The organism is Photorhabdus kleinii, assembly GCF_025384885.1.
GTDB classification, from domain to species: domain Bacteria; phylum Pseudomonadota; class Gammaproteobacteria; order Enterobacterales; family Enterobacteriaceae; genus Photorhabdus; species Photorhabdus kayaii.
The window spans coordinates 25,612-45,303 of record NZ_JAJAFY010000030.1; the positions used below are offsets into that span (position 1 = coordinate 25,612).

17 protein-coding genes are annotated in these 19,692 nt (G+C 45.8%); all 17 read left to right on the forward strand.

The features are described 5' to 3' along the window. Positions 1–155: 155 nt before the first annotated feature. Positions 156–1,883 carry an acetolactate synthase 3 large subunit gene (gene ilvI, locus LG003_RS14560; protein ID WP_112878555.1) on the forward strand — a complete coding sequence of 576 codons (1,728 nt, stop codon included), beginning with the start codon at positions 156–158 and terminating at the stop codon, positions 1,881–1,883. A gap of 2 nt (positions 1,884–1,885) precedes the next feature. Beyond that, on the forward strand, positions 1,886–2,377 hold the full coding sequence (gene ilvN, locus LG003_RS14565) for an acetolactate synthase small subunit (RefSeq protein ID WP_167405300.1): 492 nt from the start codon (positions 1,886–1,888) through the stop codon (positions 2,375–2,377). A gap of 87 nt (positions 2,378–2,464) precedes the next feature. After that, complete coding sequence (gene cra / locus LG003_RS14570) at positions 2,465–3,472, forward strand: catabolite repressor/activator (protein ID WP_112878554.1); 1,008 nt, start codon at positions 2,465–2,467, stop codon at positions 3,470–3,472. A gap of 596 nt (positions 3,473–4,068) precedes the next feature. Further along, entirely contained in the window at positions 4,069–4,527 is a 459-nt protein-coding gene (mraZ, locus tag LG003_RS14575) for a division/cell wall cluster transcriptional repressor MraZ (RefSeq protein ID WP_011147826.1), read from the forward strand. 2 nt (positions 4,528–4,529) lie between these two features. After that, positions 4,530–5,474, forward strand: a complete 945-nt coding sequence (rsmH, locus tag LG003_RS14580) for a 16S rRNA (cytosine(1402)-N(4))-methyltransferase RsmH (RefSeq protein ID WP_112878553.1) — start codon at positions 4,530–4,532, stop codon at positions 5,472–5,474. Further along, the gene (ftsL, locus tag LG003_RS14585) at positions 5,471–5,791 is read left to right on the forward strand and encodes a cell division protein FtsL (protein ID WP_041380284.1); all 321 of its coding nucleotides are present in this window, start codon (positions 5,471–5,473) and stop codon (positions 5,789–5,791) included. The genes rsmH and ftsL overlap by 4 nt, the downstream gene beginning before the upstream one ends. A 28-nt stretch (positions 5,792–5,819) precedes the next feature. Next, positions 5,820–7,586: a peptidoglycan glycosyltransferase FtsI gene (locus LG003_RS14590; protein ID WP_262981035.1), complete on the forward strand. Its 1,767-nt coding sequence runs from the start codon at positions 5,820–5,822 to the stop codon at positions 7,584–7,586. Beyond that, on the forward strand, positions 7,573–9,060 hold the full coding sequence (gene murE, locus LG003_RS14595) for a UDP-N-acetylmuramoyl-L-alanyl-D-glutamate--2,6-diaminopimelate ligase (RefSeq protein WP_112878550.1): 1,488 nt from the start codon (positions 7,573–7,575) through the stop codon (positions 9,058–9,060). The genes LG003_RS14590 and murE overlap by 14 nt, the downstream gene beginning before the upstream one ends. Continuing rightward, positions 9,057–10,436, forward strand: coding sequence for a UDP-N-acetylmuramoyl-tripeptide--D-alanyl-D-alanine ligase (gene murF, locus LG003_RS14600; RefSeq protein ID WP_112878549.1), 1,380 nt, complete (start codon positions 9,057–9,059; stop codon positions 10,434–10,436). The genes murE and murF overlap by 4 nt, the downstream gene beginning before the upstream one ends. After that, positions 10,430–11,512 (forward strand): phospho-N-acetylmuramoyl-pentapeptide-transferase, encoded by a 1,083-nt coding sequence (gene mraY / locus LG003_RS14605; RefSeq protein ID WP_011147820.1) that lies wholly within the window; start codon positions 10,430–10,432, stop codon positions 11,510–11,512. The genes murF and mraY overlap by 7 nt, the downstream gene beginning before the upstream one ends. 2 nt (positions 11,513–11,514) lie before the next feature. Next, positions 11,515–12,825: a UDP-N-acetylmuramoyl-L-alanine--D-glutamate ligase gene (murD, locus tag LG003_RS14610; protein ID WP_262981036.1), complete on the forward strand. Its 1,311-nt coding sequence runs from the start codon at positions 11,515–11,517 to the stop codon at positions 12,823–12,825. Next, the gene (ftsW, locus tag LG003_RS14615; RefSeq protein ID WP_112878547.1) at positions 12,825–14,018 is read left to right on the forward strand and encodes a cell division protein FtsW; all 1,194 of its coding nucleotides are present in this window, start codon (positions 12,825–12,827) and stop codon (positions 14,016–14,018) included. The genes murD and ftsW overlap by 1 nt, the downstream gene beginning before the upstream one ends. After that, entirely contained in the window at positions 14,015–15,082 is a 1,068-nt protein-coding gene (murG, locus tag LG003_RS14620; RefSeq protein ID WP_262981037.1) for an undecaprenyldiphospho-muramoylpentapeptide beta-N-acetylglucosaminyltransferase, read from the forward strand. The genes ftsW and murG overlap by 4 nt, the downstream gene beginning before the upstream one ends. 55 nt (positions 15,083–15,137) lie before the next feature. Continuing rightward, on the forward strand, positions 15,138–16,613 hold the full coding sequence (gene murC, locus LG003_RS14625; RefSeq protein WP_112878577.1) for a UDP-N-acetylmuramate--L-alanine ligase: 1,476 nt from the start codon (positions 15,138–15,140) through the stop codon (positions 16,611–16,613). Next, positions 16,606–17,526, forward strand: a complete 921-nt coding sequence (locus LG003_RS14630; protein ID WP_112878545.1) for a D-alanine--D-alanine ligase — start codon at positions 16,606–16,608, stop codon at positions 17,524–17,526. The genes murC and LG003_RS14630 overlap by 8 nt, the downstream gene beginning before the upstream one ends. Position 17,527: 1 nt before the next feature. After that, positions 17,528–18,334, forward strand: a complete 807-nt coding sequence (gene ftsQ / locus LG003_RS14635) for a cell division protein FtsQ (protein ID WP_262981038.1) — start codon at positions 17,528–17,530, stop codon at positions 18,332–18,334. 41 nt (positions 18,335–18,375) lie between these two features. Beyond that, positions 18,376–19,632 carry a cell division protein FtsA gene (ftsA, locus tag LG003_RS14640; protein ID WP_011147813.1) on the forward strand — a complete coding sequence of 419 codons (1,257 nt, stop codon included), beginning with the start codon at positions 18,376–18,378 and terminating at the stop codon, positions 19,630–19,632. The last annotated feature ends 60 nt before the right edge of the window (positions 19,633–19,692 follow it).

The following is a 19,692-nucleotide window of genomic DNA, read 5'->3' on the forward strand; positions in this document are numbered from 1 at the left end:
TTCTTCCTTGTACTCACATTGCTAACACCCGTTTCTAGCGTTATGTTAATTGACTCAGCATCAATATATCGCTGAGAGGCCATTCGTCTTACTAAAATAAAAGTGGAAGTAACTTCTGATTTATTAACTTGCAAACAGAGCCTGGAGGAAAACCTATGGAGATGTTATCAGGAGCTGAAATGGTCGTCCGATCATTAATTGATCAGGGCGTTAAGCATATATTCGGTTATCCGGGGGGGGCAGTACTGGATATTTATGATGCCCTGCATACGGTTGGGGGCATTGAGCATATCCTGGTACGTCATGAGCAGGGGGCAGTTCATATGGCTGATGGTTATGCTCGTTCTACCGGGAAGGTTGGTGTGGTATTGATCACCTCCGGTCCAGGAGCAACTAATGCCATTACCGGTATTGCCACAGCTTATATGGATTCAATTCCAATGGTTGTATTGTCCGGTCAAGTCGCCAGTTCGTTGATTGGTAATGATGCATTCCAGGAATGTGACATGGTAGGGATATCCCGCCCGATCGTAAAACACAGTTTTTTAGTGAAAAAAGCAGAGGATATTCCGAAGGTACTGAAAAAAGCCTTCTATCTAGCTTCCAGTGGTCGTCCGGGACCCGTCGTTATTGATTTACCGAAAGACACGGTAAATCCGGCAGTAAAATTACCCTATATTTATCCTGATCAGATAAGTATGCGTTCTTATAATCCAACGATTCAAGGACACAAAGGGCAGATTAAGCGGGCATTAAGAAAACTATTGAATGCGAAAAAACCAGTCATATATGTAGGCGGGGGGGTGATTAACGCAGATTGTTCAGCAGAATTACTGGTATTGGCAGAAAAGTTCAATATCCCTGTTGTGAGCTCCCTGATGGGATTAGGCAGTTTCCCTGCAACTCATCCGCAAAGCCTGGGCATGCTCGGTATGCATGGTACATTCGAAGCTAACAAAGCAATCCATAATTCAGATGTGATTTTTGCTGTCGGTGTACGTTTTGATGATCGCACCACCAATAATCTGGAAAAATATTGCCCGGAAGCAACGGTATTACATATTGATATTGATCCAACATCAATTTCGAAAACGGTTTCCGCAGATGTACCTATTGTTGGTGATGCTAAACAGGTGCTTGGACAGATGCTGGCGTTGCTGGAGACAATGGAAGACACGCAAGATCCAGATGCGCTAAAAGATTGGTGGTTATCTATTCAGCAATGGCGTAGCCGTAAATGTCTCAGTTTTGATCGCAGCGGTGAAAAAATAAAACCACAAGCGGCTATCGAGGTTCTCTATCGTCTGACGAAAGGGGAAGCTTATGTCACTTCAGATGTTGGGCAGCATCAGATGTTTGTTGCATTGCATTACCCATTTGATAAACCAAGGCGTTGGATCAGTTCCGGTGGTTTGGGAACTATGGGATTTGGTTTACCGGCTGCTTTGGGCGTTAAACTGGTGAAACCGGAAGCGACGGTAGTCTGTGTTACGGGGGATGGCAGTATTCAGATGAATATTCAGGAGTTGTCTACCGCGTTGCAATATGGGTTGCCGGTACTGGTTCTGAACTTGAATAATCGTTTCTTGGGGATGATAAGACAATGGCAAGATATGATTTATGCCGGTCGTCACTCTCAATCTTATATGGAATCCTTGCCTGATTTTGTCAAATTGGCTGAAGCTTACGGTCATGTTGGCATTTCTATTCAACGTTATGATGAATTGGAAAGTAAATTGGCTGAAGCCTTGAAAGAGGTGATTGAAAATCAGCGGCTGGTATTTGTTGATATCACTGTGGATGAAACTGAACATGTATATCCTATGCAGATCCGTGGAGGAGCAATGGATGAGATGTGGTTAAGCAAAACGGAGAGAACCTGATTATGCGCCGGATTTTATCTGTATTACTTGAAAACGAATCAGGGGCTTTGTCCCGGGTTGTTGGTCTGTTTTCCCAACGTGGCTACAACATTGAAAGTTTAACTGTTGCTCCAACCGATGATCCGACATTATCGAGGATGACAATTCAGACTAAGGGCGATGCAAGGGTACTTGAACAGATTGAAAAACAGTTGCACAAGTTGGTAGATGTGTTACGAGTCAGCGAGTTGGCGCCGGGTTCTCATGTAGAGCGTGAGATTATGCTAGTCAAATTGCAGGCCAGTGGATATGGACGTGAAGAGATCAAACGCAGTACTGACATCTTCCGTGGGCAGATCGTTGATGTGACTTCGACCTTATATACCGTACAGTTGGTGGGAACCAGCGATAAATTGGATGCCTTTCTCGATGCTGTTCGGGATGTTGCTGAAATTGTTGAAGTTGCTCGTTCGGGTATTGTCGGTGTCTCTCGTGGGGATAAAATTATGCGATGAAAAATCGCAAACTGCGGGGCTATGTGCATACATTTATCAGGCTCTGCGATAAAGTAGGGCCTTTTTGGGGTCTATGAAGGAGTTAATGTGAAACTGGATGAAATCGCCCGCCTTGCAGGTGTTTCACGCACAACGGCCAGTTATGTAATTAATGGTAAAGCCAAGCAATACCGTGTCAGTGATAAAACGGTAGAAAAAGTGATGGCAGTGGTCAGAGAGCATAATTACCATCCTAATGCTGTGGCAGCCGGTCTCCGTGCAGGACGTACCCGTTCTATTGGTTTGGTTATTCCAGATTTAGAAAATACCAGCTATACCCGTATTGCTAATTATTTGGAACGTCAGGCTCGTCAGCGTGGCTATCAGTTATTGATAGCCTGTTCGGAAGACCAACCTGATAATGAAATGCGCTGTGTTGAACACCTGCTACAACGTCAGGTGGATGCAATTATTGTTTCTACCGCATTACCGCCGGAGCATCCTTTTTATCAACGCTGGGCAAATCGTTCTTTGCCTATTATTGCTCTCGATCGGGCACTCGAAAATGAACACTTTATCAGCGTAGTGGGTGATGATTTTGAAGATGCAAAGATGTTGGCACAAGAATTTCGCCAATTCCCTGCTGAATCTGTGCTTTATCTCGGTGCATTACCTGAATTATCGGTCAGTTTTCTGCGTGAACAGGGGTTCCGTGAAGCATGGAAAGATGACCCTCGTAAAGTGATGTATCTTTACTCAAACAGCTATGAGCGTGATGCGGCTGCTGAAGTGTTCACCACATGGTTAGAAACTCATCCAATGCCACAAGCGTTGTTCACCACCTCTTTTGCCCTGTTACAGGGAGTCATGGATGTTACGCTAAAACACAGCGGTCGTTTACCAAATCAATTGGTTATTGCGACTTTTGGTGATCATGAATTATTGGATTTCCTTGAATGTCCAGTGCTTTCTGTAGCGCAGCGTCATCGTGAAATTGCTGAACGGGTATTGGAACTGGTGTTAACAAGTCTGGATGAAAAGCAGAAGCCAGGGCCAGGTATCACACGGATACATCGTGACTTATGTCGTCGAGGAAGCCTGAGTCGGAAAATATAATAAAAACCCCTCATTAATTTTCTGATGGGGGGTTTTGGTTGTCAGATCTGTCTTAAAAGAAGTGTTTCAGCGCGAGCAAATAGCAATTTCGTTCATACATAAATTATTCAGTAGAAAGAAGCGCATGGAACAGCGCTTATTTGAGTTTGGGATTTGTCTATTTATCCCCGTTTTTTTACCGTCTTTTATATATTAAATTGATTTTAATAATATTTATTTTGTGGTTTTTTGCTGCTAGTTAGTTTGAGTGTTGAATGCATCAAATAGAATGATAAACATTGCTGCACGGTGGTTAAATAGTAATGAAATGTAAATTATGTAAATAAATTAATCACACAACTATTTTTTCATTATTTTGCCGTAAACATTTATTCTCCCTGTGCTTGTAAAATTATTCAGAATTATCATGGTGTTAATTATTATTGATATTGCTAAATTTAATAATTATGCCTCCCAACAGCCAAAATCCTGCCATCAAATATAGCTAAAGCGCATCGGCTCTGGCTTGACAAGGTTTTCGTCCCATCCGTAAACTCCTTATTGTGGGGATTAGTGGGATAAAGTGGTAATTTTTGATCACCAGGGGCGACCTGAGGATGTTTCGTGGAGCAACGCAGATAAATCTCGATAGCAAGGGGCGGCTCACCGTACCTACCCGATACCGGGCTATGCTAAATGAGGAATCACAAGGGCAAATGGTTTGTACCATTGACCTTCATCAACCGTGCTTGTTGCTTTATACATTATCTGAATGGGAAATTATTGAAGAAAAACTTTCTCGCTTATCCAGCATGAACCCGGCGGAGCGTCGGGTGCAACGTTTACTTTTAGGTCATGCCAGTGAATGCCAGATGGATAGTGCAGGACGTCTTTTATTAGCTAATACATTGCGTCAGCATGCAGGGCTAGTCAAAGAGGTCATGCTGGTTGGTCAGTTCAACAAATTTGAACTGTGGGATGAACAGGCTTGGTATCAACAGGTTAAAGATGATATTGCGGCTGAGCAATCCACACAGGAACCTTTATCAGTACGGCTACAGGAATTATCACTATAAATATGGCAAATAGTCATTTTAAACATACCAGCGTATTGTTGGATGAAGCAGTCAACGGGCTGAATATTCGTGAAAATGGCATCTATATTGATGGCACATTTGGCCGTGGAGGGCATTCACGTCTGATTTTGTCGCAATTGGGGACGGCAGGTCGCTTAATTGCCATTGATCGAGATCCTCAGGCGATTGAAGTGGCGAAAGCAATTACAGATCCACGTTTTTCAATTGTACATGGGCCATTTTCTAAATTGGCTCACTATACAGAAAAAGCCGGGCTAATCGGCAAAATTGATGGTGTATTACTGGATTTAGGTGTTTCTTCGCCTCAGTTGGATGATCCGGAACGCGGTTTTTCTTTTATGCGTGATGGGCCGCTAGATATGCGGATGGACCCGACTCGCGGGCAGTCAGCAGCAGAATGGCTGATGAACGCAACAGCAGATGATATTGCCTGGGTATTGAAAACATTTGGTGAAGAGCGTTTCGCCAAACGCATTGCCAGAGCAATTGTGGCACGCAATCAGGAAGAGCCAATTATCCGAACAAAAGCGCTAGCCGATTTGATTGCTCAGGCCAGCCCGGTAAAAGAAAAACATAAGCATCCAGCAACCAGGAGCTTCCAGGCTATTAGGATCTATATCAACAGTGAGCTGGAAGAGATTGAGCAGGCGCTGGAGGGAGCATTACAAGTGCTTGCACCGCAGGGGAGACTTTCAGTGATTAGTTTCCATTCGCTGGAAGATCGGATTGTTAAACGATTTATTCGTCAGAATAGTCGAGGGCCACAAGTACCGGCAGGATTGCCACTCACAGAAGAGCAACTGAAAGCACAAGGTGGGCGTAGCTTGAAATCGATTGGCAAGATGAAACCTCCAGAGGAAGAAGTGGCTAATAACCCACGGGCTCGTAGTTCTGTTTTGCGTTTTGCTGAAAAAGTTAGTGAATAATGGCAGGTGAACGTCACGGATTAACCGGTATTATCGGCAGCGATTTGCTCAAGAATGCCAAGATACCGTTAATTCTTCTAGTCGTTGTACTGGTTTCGGCCATAGTTGTTGTAACTACTGCACATGAAACCCGTTTGTTGACGGCTGAAAGAGAGCATCTGGTGGTGGAACGTGATGCATTAGATATCGAGTGGCGCAATTTGATCCTCGAAGAAAATGCTTTGGGTGATCACAGCCGGGTTGAGCGGATAGCTGTTGAAAAAATGCATATGCAGCATGTTAATCCTGCTCAGGAAAACATTGTTGTTTCACAGTGAGTTAATTTAATTATTAAAAAGGTAAGAGATGAAAGCAGTACGCTCCGTGAAGTTAAAAAGGCAAGAAGATAAAGCCAGTTTTGTTAGCTGGCGTTTTGCTTTGTTATGCGGGGGGATTGCTGTAGCTTTAATTGCCTTATTGTTGAGAGTGACTTATTTGCAGGTCATCAATCCTGATCAACTGGTTAAAGAAGGTGATTTACGTTCCCTGCGCGTGCAATCAGTCCCTACCGCTCGCGGTATGATCAGTGACCGAATGGGCCGACCTCTGGCTGTTAGCGTTCCAGTCAATGCTGTTTGGGCAGATCCGAAAGAGGTATTTGAACAAGGGGGAATTACGGGTGATACCCGCTGGAAAGCTTTATCTGATGCCATTAATTTGCCTCTTGAGCAGCTTATTGACAAAGTTAGCGTTAATCCAAAAGGCCGTTTTGTTTATTTAGCGCGTCAGGTTAACCCATCAGTTGGCGATTATATTCATAAACTGAAATTACCGGGAATTTATTTGCGTCAGGAATCCCGGCGTTATTATCCGTCAGGTCAGGTAACGGCACATATTATTGGCGTGACCAACGTTGATGGTCAGGGTATTGAAGGCGTAGAAAAAAGTTTTGATCGTTGGTTGACGGGGCAACCGGGTGAGCGGACTGTACGCAAAGATCGCTTTGGCCGTGTTATCGAAGATATTTCATCTGTGGATAGTCTGGCGGCACACAATCTGGTATTGAGTATTGATGAACGTTTACAGGCGCTGGTTTATCGCGAATTAACCAATGCGGTGGCCTTTAATAAAGCAGAATCCGGTACAGCGGTGTTGGTGGATGTTAATACCGGAGAAGTGCTGGCAATGGCAAACAGCCCATCTTATAACCCAAATAATCGCATCAATACGCCAAAAGAAGTAATGCGTAACCGGGCTATCACCGATATTTTCGAGCCAGGTTCCACTGTTAAGCCGATGGTGGTAATGGCTGCGCTGAATGATGGTATCATCAAAGAAAATACCGTTATTAATACAGTACCTTATAGGATAAGCGGTAAGGAAATCAGAGACGTATCCCGTTATCCGGAATTATCTATCACTGGTATTTTACAAAAATCGAGTAACGTCGGTGTTTCTAAGCTAGCGTTGGCGATGCCCGCGACAGAATTGGTGGATGTTTATTCACGTTTTGGGTTAGGAAAGGCGACCAATCTGGGGTTGGTTGGAGAAAGCAGTGGCTTATATCCAACAGGAAAACAACGGTGGTCAGATCTTGATAGAGCGACCTTTTCTTACGGTTATGGGCTGATGGTAACACCATTACAGTTAGCGCGGGTCTATGCAACGATTGGTAGTTTGGGTATTTATCGTCCTCTGTCAATTACCAAAGTTGATCCACCTGTGCCAGGCACAAGAGTATTTCCTGAACCAATTATGCGCACAGTCGTTCATATGATGGAAAGTGTGGCTCTGCCCGGCGGCGGCGGAGTGCGAGCTGCGATAAAAGGTTATCGGATTGCAATCAAGACGGGTACAGCTAAGAAAGTTGGGCCGGATGGCAAATATGCTAGTCGATATATCTCTTACGCCGCAGGTGTTGCCCCTGCAAGTAATCCAAGATTTGCACTGGTTGTGATTATTAATGAGCCACAGGCAGGTAAGTATTACGGTGGTGCGGTTTCTGCGCCGGTATTTGGCACCATCATGGGGGGTGTTCTACGCATCATGAATGTGGAGCCAGATGCTTTGGCGGCAGGTGATAAAAACGAATTTGTGATTAATAAGAAAGAGGATACAGGTGGCAGATCGTAATCTACGCGATTTACTTGCGCCATTGGGTATTGACGCCCCAGTGCGTGCGTTACGCGAAATGACATTGGACAGCCGTAAATCGGCTGCCGGAGATCTGTTTGTTGCCATTAAAGGGCACCAGGCAGATGGTCGAGACTACATTCCTCAAGCCATCGCACAAGGGGTTGCGGCGGTTATTGCAGAAGCCCGGGGCGAGGCCAATAGCGGAACCGTACAGATTATGCACGGTGTTCCGGTTGTTTATGTGAACGATTTGAATAATAAGTTGTCACAGTTAACTGGTGAGTTTTATTGTCACCCTGGTGATAAATTGCACTTGATTGGTGTAACCGGAACCAATGGTAAAACAACCACTACCCAATTACTTGCTCAGTGGAGTCACGGATTGGGGGAAACCAGTGCCGTGATGGGAACTGTCGGTAATGGTTTACTGGGGCATGTGGCGCCAACTGAAAATACCACAGGCTCGGCTGTTGATATTCAACTGGATTTGCAACAACTTGTTCGGCAAGGGGCGACTTTTGCGGCAATGGAAGTCTCTTCTCATGGACTGGTTCAGGGGCGTGTAGCTGCGTTGCCGTTTGAAGCGGCAGTGTTTACTAATTTGAGCCGTGATCATCTCGATTATCACGGTGATATGGAACACTACGAAGCCGCTAAATGGCTGTTATTTTCTACTCATAATGTGAAGCAACAAATCATTAATGCTGATGATGAGACTGGATTGAAATGGTTGTCCCGTTTACCGCAAGCGGTTGCTGTGACGATGGAAAACTGTCTGCCGGAAAATTGGCAGGGGCGTTGGTTAGCGGCGCATGAAATAAAGTATCACGATAAAGGGGTATCCATTACCTTCGAGTCCAGTTGGGGAGGCGGTACAATTGATAGCGCCCTGATGGGAGCATTTAATGTCAGCAACCTGTTGTTGGCGCTTTCCACCTTATTAGCTTTGGATTATCCGCTGGAAAAACTGCTTGCAACAGCTTCCTGCCTGGAACCTGTCTGTGGACGAATGGAAGTATTCACTGCACCGGGCAAACCAGTTGTCGTTGTTGATTATGCTCACACACCTGATGCGCTGGAAAAAGCTTTGATGGCTGCACGTTTGCATTGTCAAGGTAAGCTTTGGTGTGTTTTTGGTTGTGGTGGTGATCGTGATAAAGGTAAACGCCCATTGATGGGGGGCGTTGCAGAGCAGTGGGCCGATTATGTGATTGTTACTGATGATAATCCGCGTAATGAAGAACCACAGGTAATTGTTGCTGATATTTTGACGGGTTTTCTTGATCCGGGGAGTGCGATAGCGATTCATGGCCGTGTTGAAGCGGTAACCAGCGCTATTATGCAGGCAAAAGCAGATGATGTTGTATTAATAGCGGGTAAAGGCCATGAAGATTATCAATTGGTTGGCCATCGCCGCTTAGATTACTCAGACCGGTTGACTGTTGCTCGGTTATTGGGGGTGATTGCATGATTTCCCTCACTTTGCAACAACTGGCGCAAGTAACGGATGGCGTATTAAATCAGGTGACTGAACAGCAGGCTGCAAATATTTGTATCAGTGATGTGACTACAAACAGCCGTCAGGTTGGAAATGGCAGTCTGTTTATTGCTTTGAAAGGTGAGCGTTTTGATGCTCATGACTTTTTTGCTGATGCTGTAAAAGCCGGTGCCAGTGCTTTGCTCGTCAGCCGCGTATTGGATATTAACTTTCCACAGGTCGTGGTTAAAGATACTCGTTTAGCAATGGGTAAATTAGCGAGTTGGGTTCGCCAGCAGAGTAATGCCCGTGTTGTTGCGTTGACGGGGTCGTCCGGCAAAACATCGGTAAAAGAGATGACCGCAGCGATTTTGCGCCAATGTGGCAATACGCTCTATACCGCAGGTAACCTGAATAATGATATCGGTGTGCCGCTGACATTGTTCAGGCTGACAGAACAACATGAGTTTGCTGTGGTTGAATTAGGTGCAAGCCATGTTGGTGAAATTGCCTATACCGTAGAAATGGTTCGGCCGGAAACGGCATTAGTCAATAACCTGTTTGCTGCGCACTTAGCGGATTTTGGCTCTCTGGCGAGTATTGCAAAAGCTAAGGGCGAGATTTTTACCGGTCTTTCAGAGAAAGGTACGGCCATTATCAATATGGAAAGCAATGATTGGACTCACTGGCAGCAGGTTATTGGCGACAAAACAGTACAGCGTTTTTCCATGCAACAAGCATCAGGTGCTGATTTTTACGCTACAGATGTTCAGGTTAAACAACTGACTACGGATTTTTGTCTGCATACGCCTATTGGTAGCACAGAAATCAATTTGCCGTTGCCTGGAAAACACAATATCGCCAATGCGTTAGCGGCCAGTGCGTTAGCAATTTCTGTTGGCGCAACCCTGCGAGATATCCGTTTGGGCTTGTCTGAGCTGAAAGCGGTACCAGGGCGGTTGTTTCCAATCAATCTGGCAGAAGGAAAATTGCTGCTTGATGATACTTATAACGCCAATGTCGGTTCAATGACCGTTGCAGTTCAGGTGTTATCACAGATGCCGGGTTACCGAGTGCTGGTTGTTGGCGATATAGGGGCATTGGGTGAACAGTCAGCAGATTACCATCGTCAGATTGGTGAAACCGCAGCTTCTCGCGGTATCGATAGTGTGTTCAGTGTGGGCGAATTAAGTATTCATGTTAGTGAAGCGAGCGGTTGTGGTCAGCATTTTGCGGATAAAGCTGCATTGATCGCAACATTGGTTCCACTATTACAACAACACAAAGTCTTTTCAGTGTTAGTTAAAGGTTCGCGTAATACCACAATGGAAGATGTTGTCCACGCATTACAGGAGAGCTTCACATGTTAGTTTGGCTGGCCGAATATTTGGTCAAATATCACTCCGGCTTTAACGTCTTTTCTTACTTGACGTTTAGGGCTATCGTCAGCCTGCTGACTGCTTTGGCTATCGCATTGTGGATGGGGCCGCGTATGATCGCCTTTCTGCAAAAATTACAAATTGGGCAGGTTGTTCGCAATGATGGGCCGGAATCTCACTTTAGCAAACGTGGTACGCCGACGATGGGTGGTTTGCTGATTTTACTTTCAATTACGATTTCTACACTGTTGTGGGTGCGCTTGAATAACCCCTATGTTTGGTGCGTGCTGATTGTGCTGATTGGTTACGGCATTGTTGGTTTCGTGGATGATTACCGCAAAGTTGTGCGCAAAGATACTAAGGGGTTGATTGCCCGTTGGAAGTATTTCTGGCAGTCCGTCCTGGCGTTGGGGGTGGCGTTTGCAATGTACAGTTTCGGTAAAGATACTCCGGCAACACAATTGGTCGTGCCATTCTTTAAAGATGTGATGCCGCAACTGGGTGTGCTTTATATTCTGTTGACTTACTTTGTGATTGTCGGAACCAGTAATGCAGTGAATTTGACTGACGGATTGGATGGTTTGGCAATTATGCCAACCGTTTTTGTTGCCGCGGGTTTTGCTTTGGTGGCATGGGCGACAGGTAATGTCAATTTTGCTAACTATCTGCATATCCCTTATCTGAGCCATGCTGGTGAGCTGGTTATCGTCTGTACTGCGATTGTTGGCGCAGGACTAGGTTTCTTGTGGTTCAACACTTATCCGGCTCAGGTTTTCATGGGGGATGTGGGCTCTTTGGCATTAGGTGGTGCACTGGGGACGATTGCTGTGTTGCTACGCCAAGAGTTTCTACTGGTGATTATGGGCGGTGTATTTGTGGTGGAAACCCTGTCAGTTATTTTACAGGTGGGTTCTTTTAAACTGCGCGGGCAGCGTATTTTCCGTATGGCGCCTATTCACCATCATTATGAATTGAAAGGCTGGCCAGAACCGCGTGTTATTGTGCGTTTTTGGATTATTTCTCTGATGCTAGTGCTGATTGGCTTGGCAACATTGAAGGTACGTTAATCATGGCAGATTATTTGGGTAAAAAAGTCGTCATTATCGGGTTGGGGCTAACGGGTCTCTCCTGTGTTGACTTTTTTATGGCACGAGGTGTGATCCCTCATGTGATAGATACTCGTGCGGTACCACCCGGCAAGGATAAACTGCCCGATGGTGTTGAGTGTCACAGTGGAAGCCTGAATGTTGGCTGGTTGATGGATGCTGACTTGATTGTTGTAAGCCCAGGCGTTGCCTTGGCAACGGCGGAATTGCAGGCTGCGGCTAATGCAGGTATTGAAATTGTTGGTGATATCGAGTTGTTTTGCCGTGAAACAACAGCCCCGATAGTCGCCATTACCGGCTCTAATGGTAAAAGTACCGTTACCAGTCTTGTCGGTGAAATGGCGAAAGCGGCTAATTGGCAGGTGGGTGTTGGCGGTAATATTGGCCTACCTGCATTAGAATTGTTGAAGAAATCTTGTCAGCTTTATGTCTTAGAGCTCTCCAGTTTCCAGTTGGAAACTACATATAGTCTGAACGCAACAGCCGCCACTGTGCTTAATGTGACTGAGGACCATATGGATCGTTATCCTCAGGGGGTATCTCAGTACCGGGCAGCTAAACTGAGGATTTATCGTCAGGCGAAAAGATGCATTGTGAATGCTCAAGATCCCTTGACACTGCCTGAAACGGGTATGGATAGCCGTTGTGTCAGCTTTGGTGTCGATTGTGGTGACTACCAGCTTGATAGTGAAAATGCTTTTTTGAAAGCTCACAACCAATCACTGCTGGCGACAAATGAAATTAAGCTGACTGGACGACATAACTACGTCAATGGGTTGGTTGCATTGGCTTTAGCTGATGCGGTTGGTATTCCTCGTGAAGCCAGTTTGGCAACATTGACGGTTTATCCGGGACTTGACCACCGTTTCCAGCTTGTTCGCCTGAACAACGGGGTGCGTTGGATTAACGATTCTAAGGCGACCAATGTTGGTAGTACGGTGGCGGCGCTTGATGGTCTGAACTTGGAGGGCTCGCTTTATTTGCTGTTAGGTGGTGATGGCAAGTCGGCAGATTTTTCTCCGCTTAAACCTTTCCTGAGCGGGAATAAAGTTCAGCTTTACTGCTTTGGTCGGGATGGAAAACAGTTGGCTCAACTACGCCCGGAAATAGCGATATTGACTGAAACTATGGAACAGGCGATACGTGATATTGCTCCGCGTCTGGTGGCTGGTGACATGGTGCTGTTATCTCCTGCTTGTGCAAGCCTTGATCAGTTCCGTAATTTTGAACAGCGTGGTCATGAGTTTACCCGCTTGGCAGAGGAGTTGGGCTGATGTCTATTCCGGGATTCAGTAGATTAAAAGACTGGGTTATTGGTGGCCGTGAAACTGATGCCGCCAATATGGTGTTGTATGATCGCACACTGGTTTGGCTGACACTCGGATTAGGAATTATCGGCTTTGTTATGGTGACATCAGCATCGATGCCGGTTGGGCAGCGTCTTGCAGAAGATCCGTTTCTGTTTGCTAAGCGTGATGCGATTTATCTCTTGCTGGCTTTCGGGTTGTCATTGATTACATTGCGTATCTCAATGGATTTCTGGCAACGCTATAGCAATCTGATGCTGCTTATTTCCGTTATTTTGTTGCTGGTTGTCCTGGTGGTGGGAAATTCAGTAAATGGTGCATCGCGCTGGATTGCCATTGGGCCTTTGAGGATTCAACCTGCTGAGTTATCGAAACTTTCTCTATTTTGCTATCTCGCCAGTTATTTGGTGCGCAAAGTAGAAGAAGTGCGGAATAACTTTTGGGGATTCTGTAAGCCAATGGGCGTGATGGTCGTGTTAGCGGTGTTACTTCTGGCTCAACCTGACTTGGGAACAGTGGTTGTACTGTTTGTAACAACGTTGGCAATGCTATTTCTGGCCGGGGCAAAATTATGGCAGTTTCTAGCAATTATTGGTTCAGGGGTATTCGCGGTGGTTTTGTTAATCATTGCTGAACCTTACCGTATACGCCGTGTAACTTCCTTTCTGGATCCTTGGGAAGATCCATACGGCAAAGGTTATCAATTAACGCAATCTTTGATGGCTTTTGGTCGAGGGGAATTTTTAGGGCAAGGACTAGGAAATTCAGTACAGAAACTGGAATACCTGCCGGAAGCACATACTGACTTTATTTTCTCTGTTTTGGCAGAAGAATTAGGTTACGTAGGTGTGGTTTTGGTGTTGTTAATGATATTCTTCGTCGCTTTTCGCGCAATGACGATAGGTCGTCGCGCATTACAGATGGATCAGCGTTTTTCGGGTTTTCTGGCTTGTTCGGTGGGTATTTGGTTTAGTTTCCAAGCTCTGGTTAACGTTGGGGCCGCCGCAGGTATGTTACCGACTAAAGGTTTGACTTTACCTTTGATTAGTTACGGTGGTTCAAGTTTGCTGATTATGTCGACAGCTATCGTATTGCTATTAAGAATTGATTTTGAAACACGCTTGGCAAAAGCTCAAGCGTTTGTAAGGAGCCCCCGATGAGTGGCAAAACCCGGCGTTTGATGGTGATGGCAGGTGGAACTGGAGGACATGTCTTCCCTGGTCTGGCTGTAGCTCATCATTTAAAAGACCAGGGCTGGGACGTTCTCTGGTTGGGAACAGCGGATCGTATGGAAGCCGATTTAGTGCCAAAACATGGCATTGATATTGAATTTATTCAGATTTCTGGTCTGCGAGGTAAAGGGATCAAAGCATTGTTGGCTGCCCCGGTCCGGATTTTCAAAGCAATTCGTCAGGCAAAGGCGATTATGCGTCGCTATCAGCCAGATGTCGTGCTTGGCATGGGGGGATATGTTTCTGGTCCCGGCGGCATTGCTGCGTGGATGTGCGGTGTTCCGGTTGTATTGCATGAACAGAATGGTATTGCCGGGCTGACAAACCGGTGGCTGGCTAAAATCGCTACGACTGTTTTACAAGCATTTCCCGGCGCATTTCCAAAAGCGCCCGTTGTTGGCAATCCTGTTCGCGAAGATGTGTTGACACTGCCTATACCTGAACAACGTTTGACAGGGCGTGAAGGTCCGATTCGAGTTCTGGTTGTTGGTGGCAGTCAGGGGGCGAGAATTCTTAACCAGGCAATGCCTGAAATTGCTGCCCGTATGGGTGATAAAATTACTCTTTGGCATCAGACAGGCAAAGGGGCTAAAGAAAGTGTTCAGAATGCCTATGACAATTTAGTTAAATGCGAACATAAGATTACTGAATTTATTGACGATATGGCACAAGCTTATGCTTGGGCTGATGTGGTGATTTGTCGTTCTGGCGCGTTGACGGTTAGTGAAGTGTCAGCGGTGGGATTACCTGGGATTTTTGTGCCATTTCAGCATAAAGATCGTCAGCAATACTGGAATGCGTTACCTCTAGAAAAGGTTGGCGCAGCAAAAATATTGGAGCAACCCCAATTTACGGTTGATGCAGTAATCGAATTATTAACTCAGTGGCAACGGCCGCAATTGCTGGAAATGGCGGAAAAAGCCCGTTCAGCAGCAATTATTGATGCAACTGAGCGAGTATCGGCGGCATTAATCGATGCGGCAAAAAAATGATTTAGACCGCCTTAAAAGGGGCGGTGAAGCAAACATATATAGTGAAGAAGAAAACGTGAATACACAACAACTGGCGAAATTAAGAGTTTTCGTGCCTGAGATGAGAAAAGTCAGGCACATCCACTTTGTTGGCATTGGTGGTGCTGGCATGGGGGGGATCGCCGAAGTGTTGGCTAATGAAGGTTATCAGATCAGTGGATCTGATTTGGCCCCAAACCCGGTAACTCGGCAACTGACTAAGTTGGGCGCTCAGATTTATTTTAATCATCGTCCTGAAAATATACTGGATGCCAGTGTTGTTGTGGCTTCAAGCGCAATCTTGGCGGATAACCCGGAAATTGTTGCTGCTCGTGAGGCCCGAATTCCGGTTATTCGCAGAGCAGAGATGTTGGCAGAACTGATGCGCTACCGTCATGGTATTGCTATTGCCGGGACTCACGGTAAAACGACAACAACAGCGATGATTTCTAGCATCTATGCACAGGCTGGTTTAGATCCCACTTTTGTTAATGGTGGTTTAGTTAAAGCAGCAGGAACGCATGCTCGTCTTGGCAGTAGCCGTTATTTAATTGCGGAAGCTGACGAAAGTGATGCTTCTTTCTTGCATTTGCAGCCGATGGTGGCGGTCATTACGAATATCGAAGCAGACCATATGGATACCTATCATGGTGACTTCGAAAACTTGAAACAGACGTTTATCAACTTCTTGCACAACCTACCTTTTTACGGACGTGCAGTCATGTGCATTGATGATCCGGTTGCCAAAGAGTTAATTCCTCGTGTTGGGCGCTATATCACGACGTATGGTTTTAGTGAAGAAGCGGACGTACGTATCACCCATTATCAGCAAAAAGGTGCTCAGGGATATTTTACTGTTAGTCGTCAAGATATGGCGGATCTGAAAGTCGTATTGAATGCACCGGGTCGCCATAATGCGCTGAATGCGGCGGCGGCAGTGGCTGTTGCGACTGAGGAGGGGATTTCTGGCAGTGATATTTTGGCTGCGTTGGCAGGTTTTCAGGGAACCGGGCGCCGTTTTGATTTTTTGGGGAATTTTCCTCTGGAACATGTTAACGGCAAAGGTGGCAGTGCGATGTTGGTTGATGATTATGGTCATCATCCAACGGAAGTGGATGCAACCATTAAAGCCGCTCGTGCTGGCTGGCCGGATAAACGGATTGTGATGATATTTCAACCTCATCGTTATACCCGAACTCGTGATTTGTACGATGACTTTGCCAATGTATTGAATCAGGTAGATGTATTGCTGATGTTGGATGTTTACTCTGCGGGTGAAGTGGTTATTCCGGGGGCAGATAGTCGTTCGTTGTGCCGTACTATCCGTAGCCGCGGTAAGTTAGATCCGATTTTGGTCTCTGATCCGGCAAAGGTGACCGCTGCATTGGCACAGGTGCTGGATGGTAATGATTTAATTCTGGTTCAAGGGGCCGGCAATATAGGCAAAATAGCGCGTAATCTGGCTGAAACGAAATTACAGCCATCTTTGAATGAGGAAAAACACAATGGCTGAGAAAGTCGCGGTACTGTTGGGAGGAACTTCCGCTGAGCGTGAAGTTTCGCTGTTATCGGGACAAGCCGTGTTGGCTGGATTGAGAGAAGCGGGTATTGATGCACATCCAGTTGATACAAAAGATTTTCCTGTGACTCAACTTAAAGAAGCTGGATTTGAGAAAGTCTTTATCGCGCTTCATGGGCGTGGTGGGGAAGACGGTACTTTGCAAGGTGTATTGGAATTTTTGCAGTTACCCTATACCGGTAGTGGCGTGATGGCCTCTGCACTGTCAATGGATAAATTGCGGACAAAACAGTTATGGCAGGGAATTGGGTTGACTGTTTCGCCATATGTTTCAATTAATTCTCAGCAATTTGAACGATTGACTGATTCTCAACTCCAAGAATATGTAGCAGGTTTAGGTTTGCCATTAATTGTTAAGCCAAGTCTGGAAGGTTCCAGTGTTGGTATGACTAAGGTTGATGAGATTTCAGAGTTGCGTGGCGCATTAGAGGCAGCGTTTCGTTATGACGTTGACTTGCTGGTAGAAAAATGGTTGAACGGCCCGGAATACACAGTAGCCATCCTTGGTGATACGGCTTTGCCTTCTATTCGTATTCAACCCGCTGCTGTTTTTTATGACTATGATGCAAAATATTGGTCTGAAGAAACACAATATTTTTGTCCAAGTGGCTTAAGTGATGAAAAAGAGCAGCAATTGACAGAACTGGCGCTTAAAGCTTATCAGTCAGTTGGGTGCAGTGGTTGGGGGCGAGTTGATGTCATGATGGATACTGATGGTGATTTCTATCTGTTGGAAGTGAATACCTCTCCGGGGATGACCAGTCACAGCTTGGTGCCGATGGCTGCGCGTCAGGCGGGATTAAGTTTTTCACAGTTGGTGGTAAAGATTTTGGAGTTGGCTGATTGATATGTCTCAAGCGGCCCTGAAAGTGAGGGGACGGGATAATGAAAATAGCAGTTCCCGTCCTAGTAACGGCTCTTACCTGGCAGGGCTTATCTTCTTCCTGATGGTACTTGGGACCATTATTTGGGGAGGTTTGGCCGTCCTTAACTGGATGAAAGATGCTAACAGATTGCCTATTTCAAAACTGGTGGTAACGGGTGAGCGTCACTACACTACCAACGATGATATCCGGCAGGCAATTTTGTCACTAGGGCAACCGGGAACTTTCATGACGCAGGATGTGAATATCATTCAGCAACAAATTGAACGGATGCCGTGGATAAGGCAAGTCACTGTCCGTAAACAGTGGCCTGATGAACTGAGAATTCATCTGGTAGAATATATCCCTTATGTGCGCTGGAATGACACACAGATGCTGGATGCCGAAGGTCAGGTATTCAGCATTCCGGCTGAATGGGGAGCTAAAGGGTATTTCCCGATGCTTTATGGCCCACAAGGCAGTGAAAAAGAAGTACTTGATGGTTACCGAGCCATGGCTAAACTTCTCGCTGCCAATAAACTGAAATTAAAAGCGGCGGCAATGACTGCGCGTCGTTCCTGGCAACTGATTCTGGATAATGGTATCCAGCTAAAGCTGGGAAGAATGGATACAACAGGCCGTATTAAACGTTTTATCGAGCTTTATCCGCTGTTACAGCAGAACACAGAGAAAAGGGTAGATTATGTGGATTTGCGTTATGACAGTGGTGCCGCGGTAGGTTGGGCATCTTTACCAATTGGTGATCCTAATGCTCCGGTCAAAGGGCAATAAACAATTACTGGCAATAATTATATGAGGCAGGCAGAACAACGATGATCAAATCGACGGACAGAAAATTAGTAGTTGGCCTAGAGATTGGCACAGCAAAGGTATCTGCCCTTGTTGGTGAAATTCTGCCCGATGGTATGGTTAATATTATCGGGGTGGGAAGCTGTCCATCCCGCGGTATGGATAAAGGCGGTGTAAACGACCTAGAGTCGGTTGTTAAATGTGTACAGCGGGCTATCGATCAGGCTGAATTGATGGCAGATTGTCAAATTTCCTCTGTTTATCTGGCGTTATCTGGAAAACATATCAGTTGTCAGAATGAAATCGGGATGGTTCCTATTTCCGAAGAGGAAGTTACTCAGGAAGATGTGGACAATGTTGTTCATACTGCCAAATCAGTTCGTGTACGTGATGAATACCGAATACTGCATGTTATTCCGCAAGAATATGCTATCGATTATCAGGAAGGCATTAAAAATCCGGTGGGGCTTTCCGGTGTACGTATGCAGGCGAAAGTTCACTTGATTACCTGTCATAATGATATGGCGAAGAATATTGCAAAAGCCGTTGAACGCTGTGGCTTGAAAGTCGATCAGCTTATTTTTTCCGGGTTGGCTGCCAGCTATGCTGTTTTGACCGAAGACGAGCGTGAATTGGGCGTTTGCGTGGTAGATATTGGCGGAGGGACGATGGATATTGCGGTGTATACCGGCGGAGCGCTGCGTCATACCAAAGTTATTCCTTATGCCGGTAACGTTGTCACCAGTGATATTGCTTATGCCTTTGGTACGCCACCAAGCGATGCAGAAACGATAAAAGTACGCCACGGTTGTGCACTAGGTTCGTTGGTCAGCAAAGATGAAAGTGTGGAGGTACCTAGTGTCGGTGGACGCCCACCACGTAGCTTACAGCGTCAGACGTTGGCTGAAGTCATTGAGCCGCGTTACATCGAATTACTGAATTTAGTGAATGATGAAATCTTGCGATTGCAGGAACAGTTACGCCAGCAGGGGGTTAAACACCATCTGGCGGCGGGTATTGTCTTGACTGGCGGTGGTGCTCAGATTGATGGTTTGGCTGAATGCGCTCAGCGTGTGTTTCATGCTCAGGTGCGTATCGGTCAACCTCTTAATATTACTGGTCTGACGGACTATGCGCAGCAACCCTATTATTCAACAGCGGTAGGGTTGCTGCATTACGGAAAAGCCTCTCATCTTAATGGTGATGCGGATATTGAAAAACATGTTTCAGTGAGCCGTTGGTTTAAGAGAGTCAGTAGCTGGCTGAAAAAAGAGTTTTAATTTTATACAGAGACTACATCTATTTTTAGTCTCGATATAAAGGCATAAAGCGGAGAGAAA

Coding starts and splice junctions, on each gene's coding strand:
- ilvI (WP_112878555.1), top strand. CDS start 156: ATGGAGATGTTATCAGGAGCTGAAATGGTCGTCCGATCATTAATTGAT.
- ilvN (WP_167405300.1), top strand. CDS start 1,886: ATGCGCCGGATTTTATCTGTATTACTTGAAAACGAATCAGGGGCTTTG.
- mraZ (WP_011147826.1), top strand. CDS start 4,069: ATGTTTCGTGGAGCAACGCAGATAAATCTCGATAGCAAGGGGCGGCTC.
- rsmH (WP_112878553.1), top strand. CDS start 4,530: ATGGCAAATAGTCATTTTAAACATACCAGCGTATTGTTGGATGAAGCA.
- LG003_RS14590 (WP_262981035.1), top strand. CDS start 5,820: ATGAAAGCAGTACGCTCCGTGAAGTTAAAAAGGCAAGAAGATAAAGCC.
- murF (WP_112878549.1), top strand. CDS start 9,057: ATGATTTCCCTCACTTTGCAACAACTGGCGCAAGTAACGGATGGCGTA.
- mraY (WP_011147820.1), top strand. CDS start 10,430: ATGTTAGTTTGGCTGGCCGAATATTTGGTCAAATATCACTCCGGCTTT.
- murD (WP_262981036.1), top strand. CDS start 11,515: ATGGCAGATTATTTGGGTAAAAAAGTCGTCATTATCGGGTTGGGGCTA.
- ftsW (WP_112878547.1), top strand. CDS start 12,825: ATGTCTATTCCGGGATTCAGTAGATTAAAAGACTGGGTTATTGGTGGC.
- murG (WP_262981037.1), top strand. CDS start 14,015: ATGAGTGGCAAAACCCGGCGTTTGATGGTGATGGCAGGTGGAACTGGA.
- LG003_RS14630 (WP_112878545.1), top strand. CDS start 16,606: ATGGCTGAGAAAGTCGCGGTACTGTTGGGAGGAACTTCCGCTGAGCGT.
- ftsQ (WP_262981038.1), top strand. CDS start 17,528: ATGTCTCAAGCGGCCCTGAAAGTGAGGGGACGGGATAATGAAAATAGC.
- ftsA (WP_011147813.1), top strand. CDS start 18,376: ATGATCAAATCGACGGACAGAAAATTAGTAGTTGGCCTAGAGATTGGC.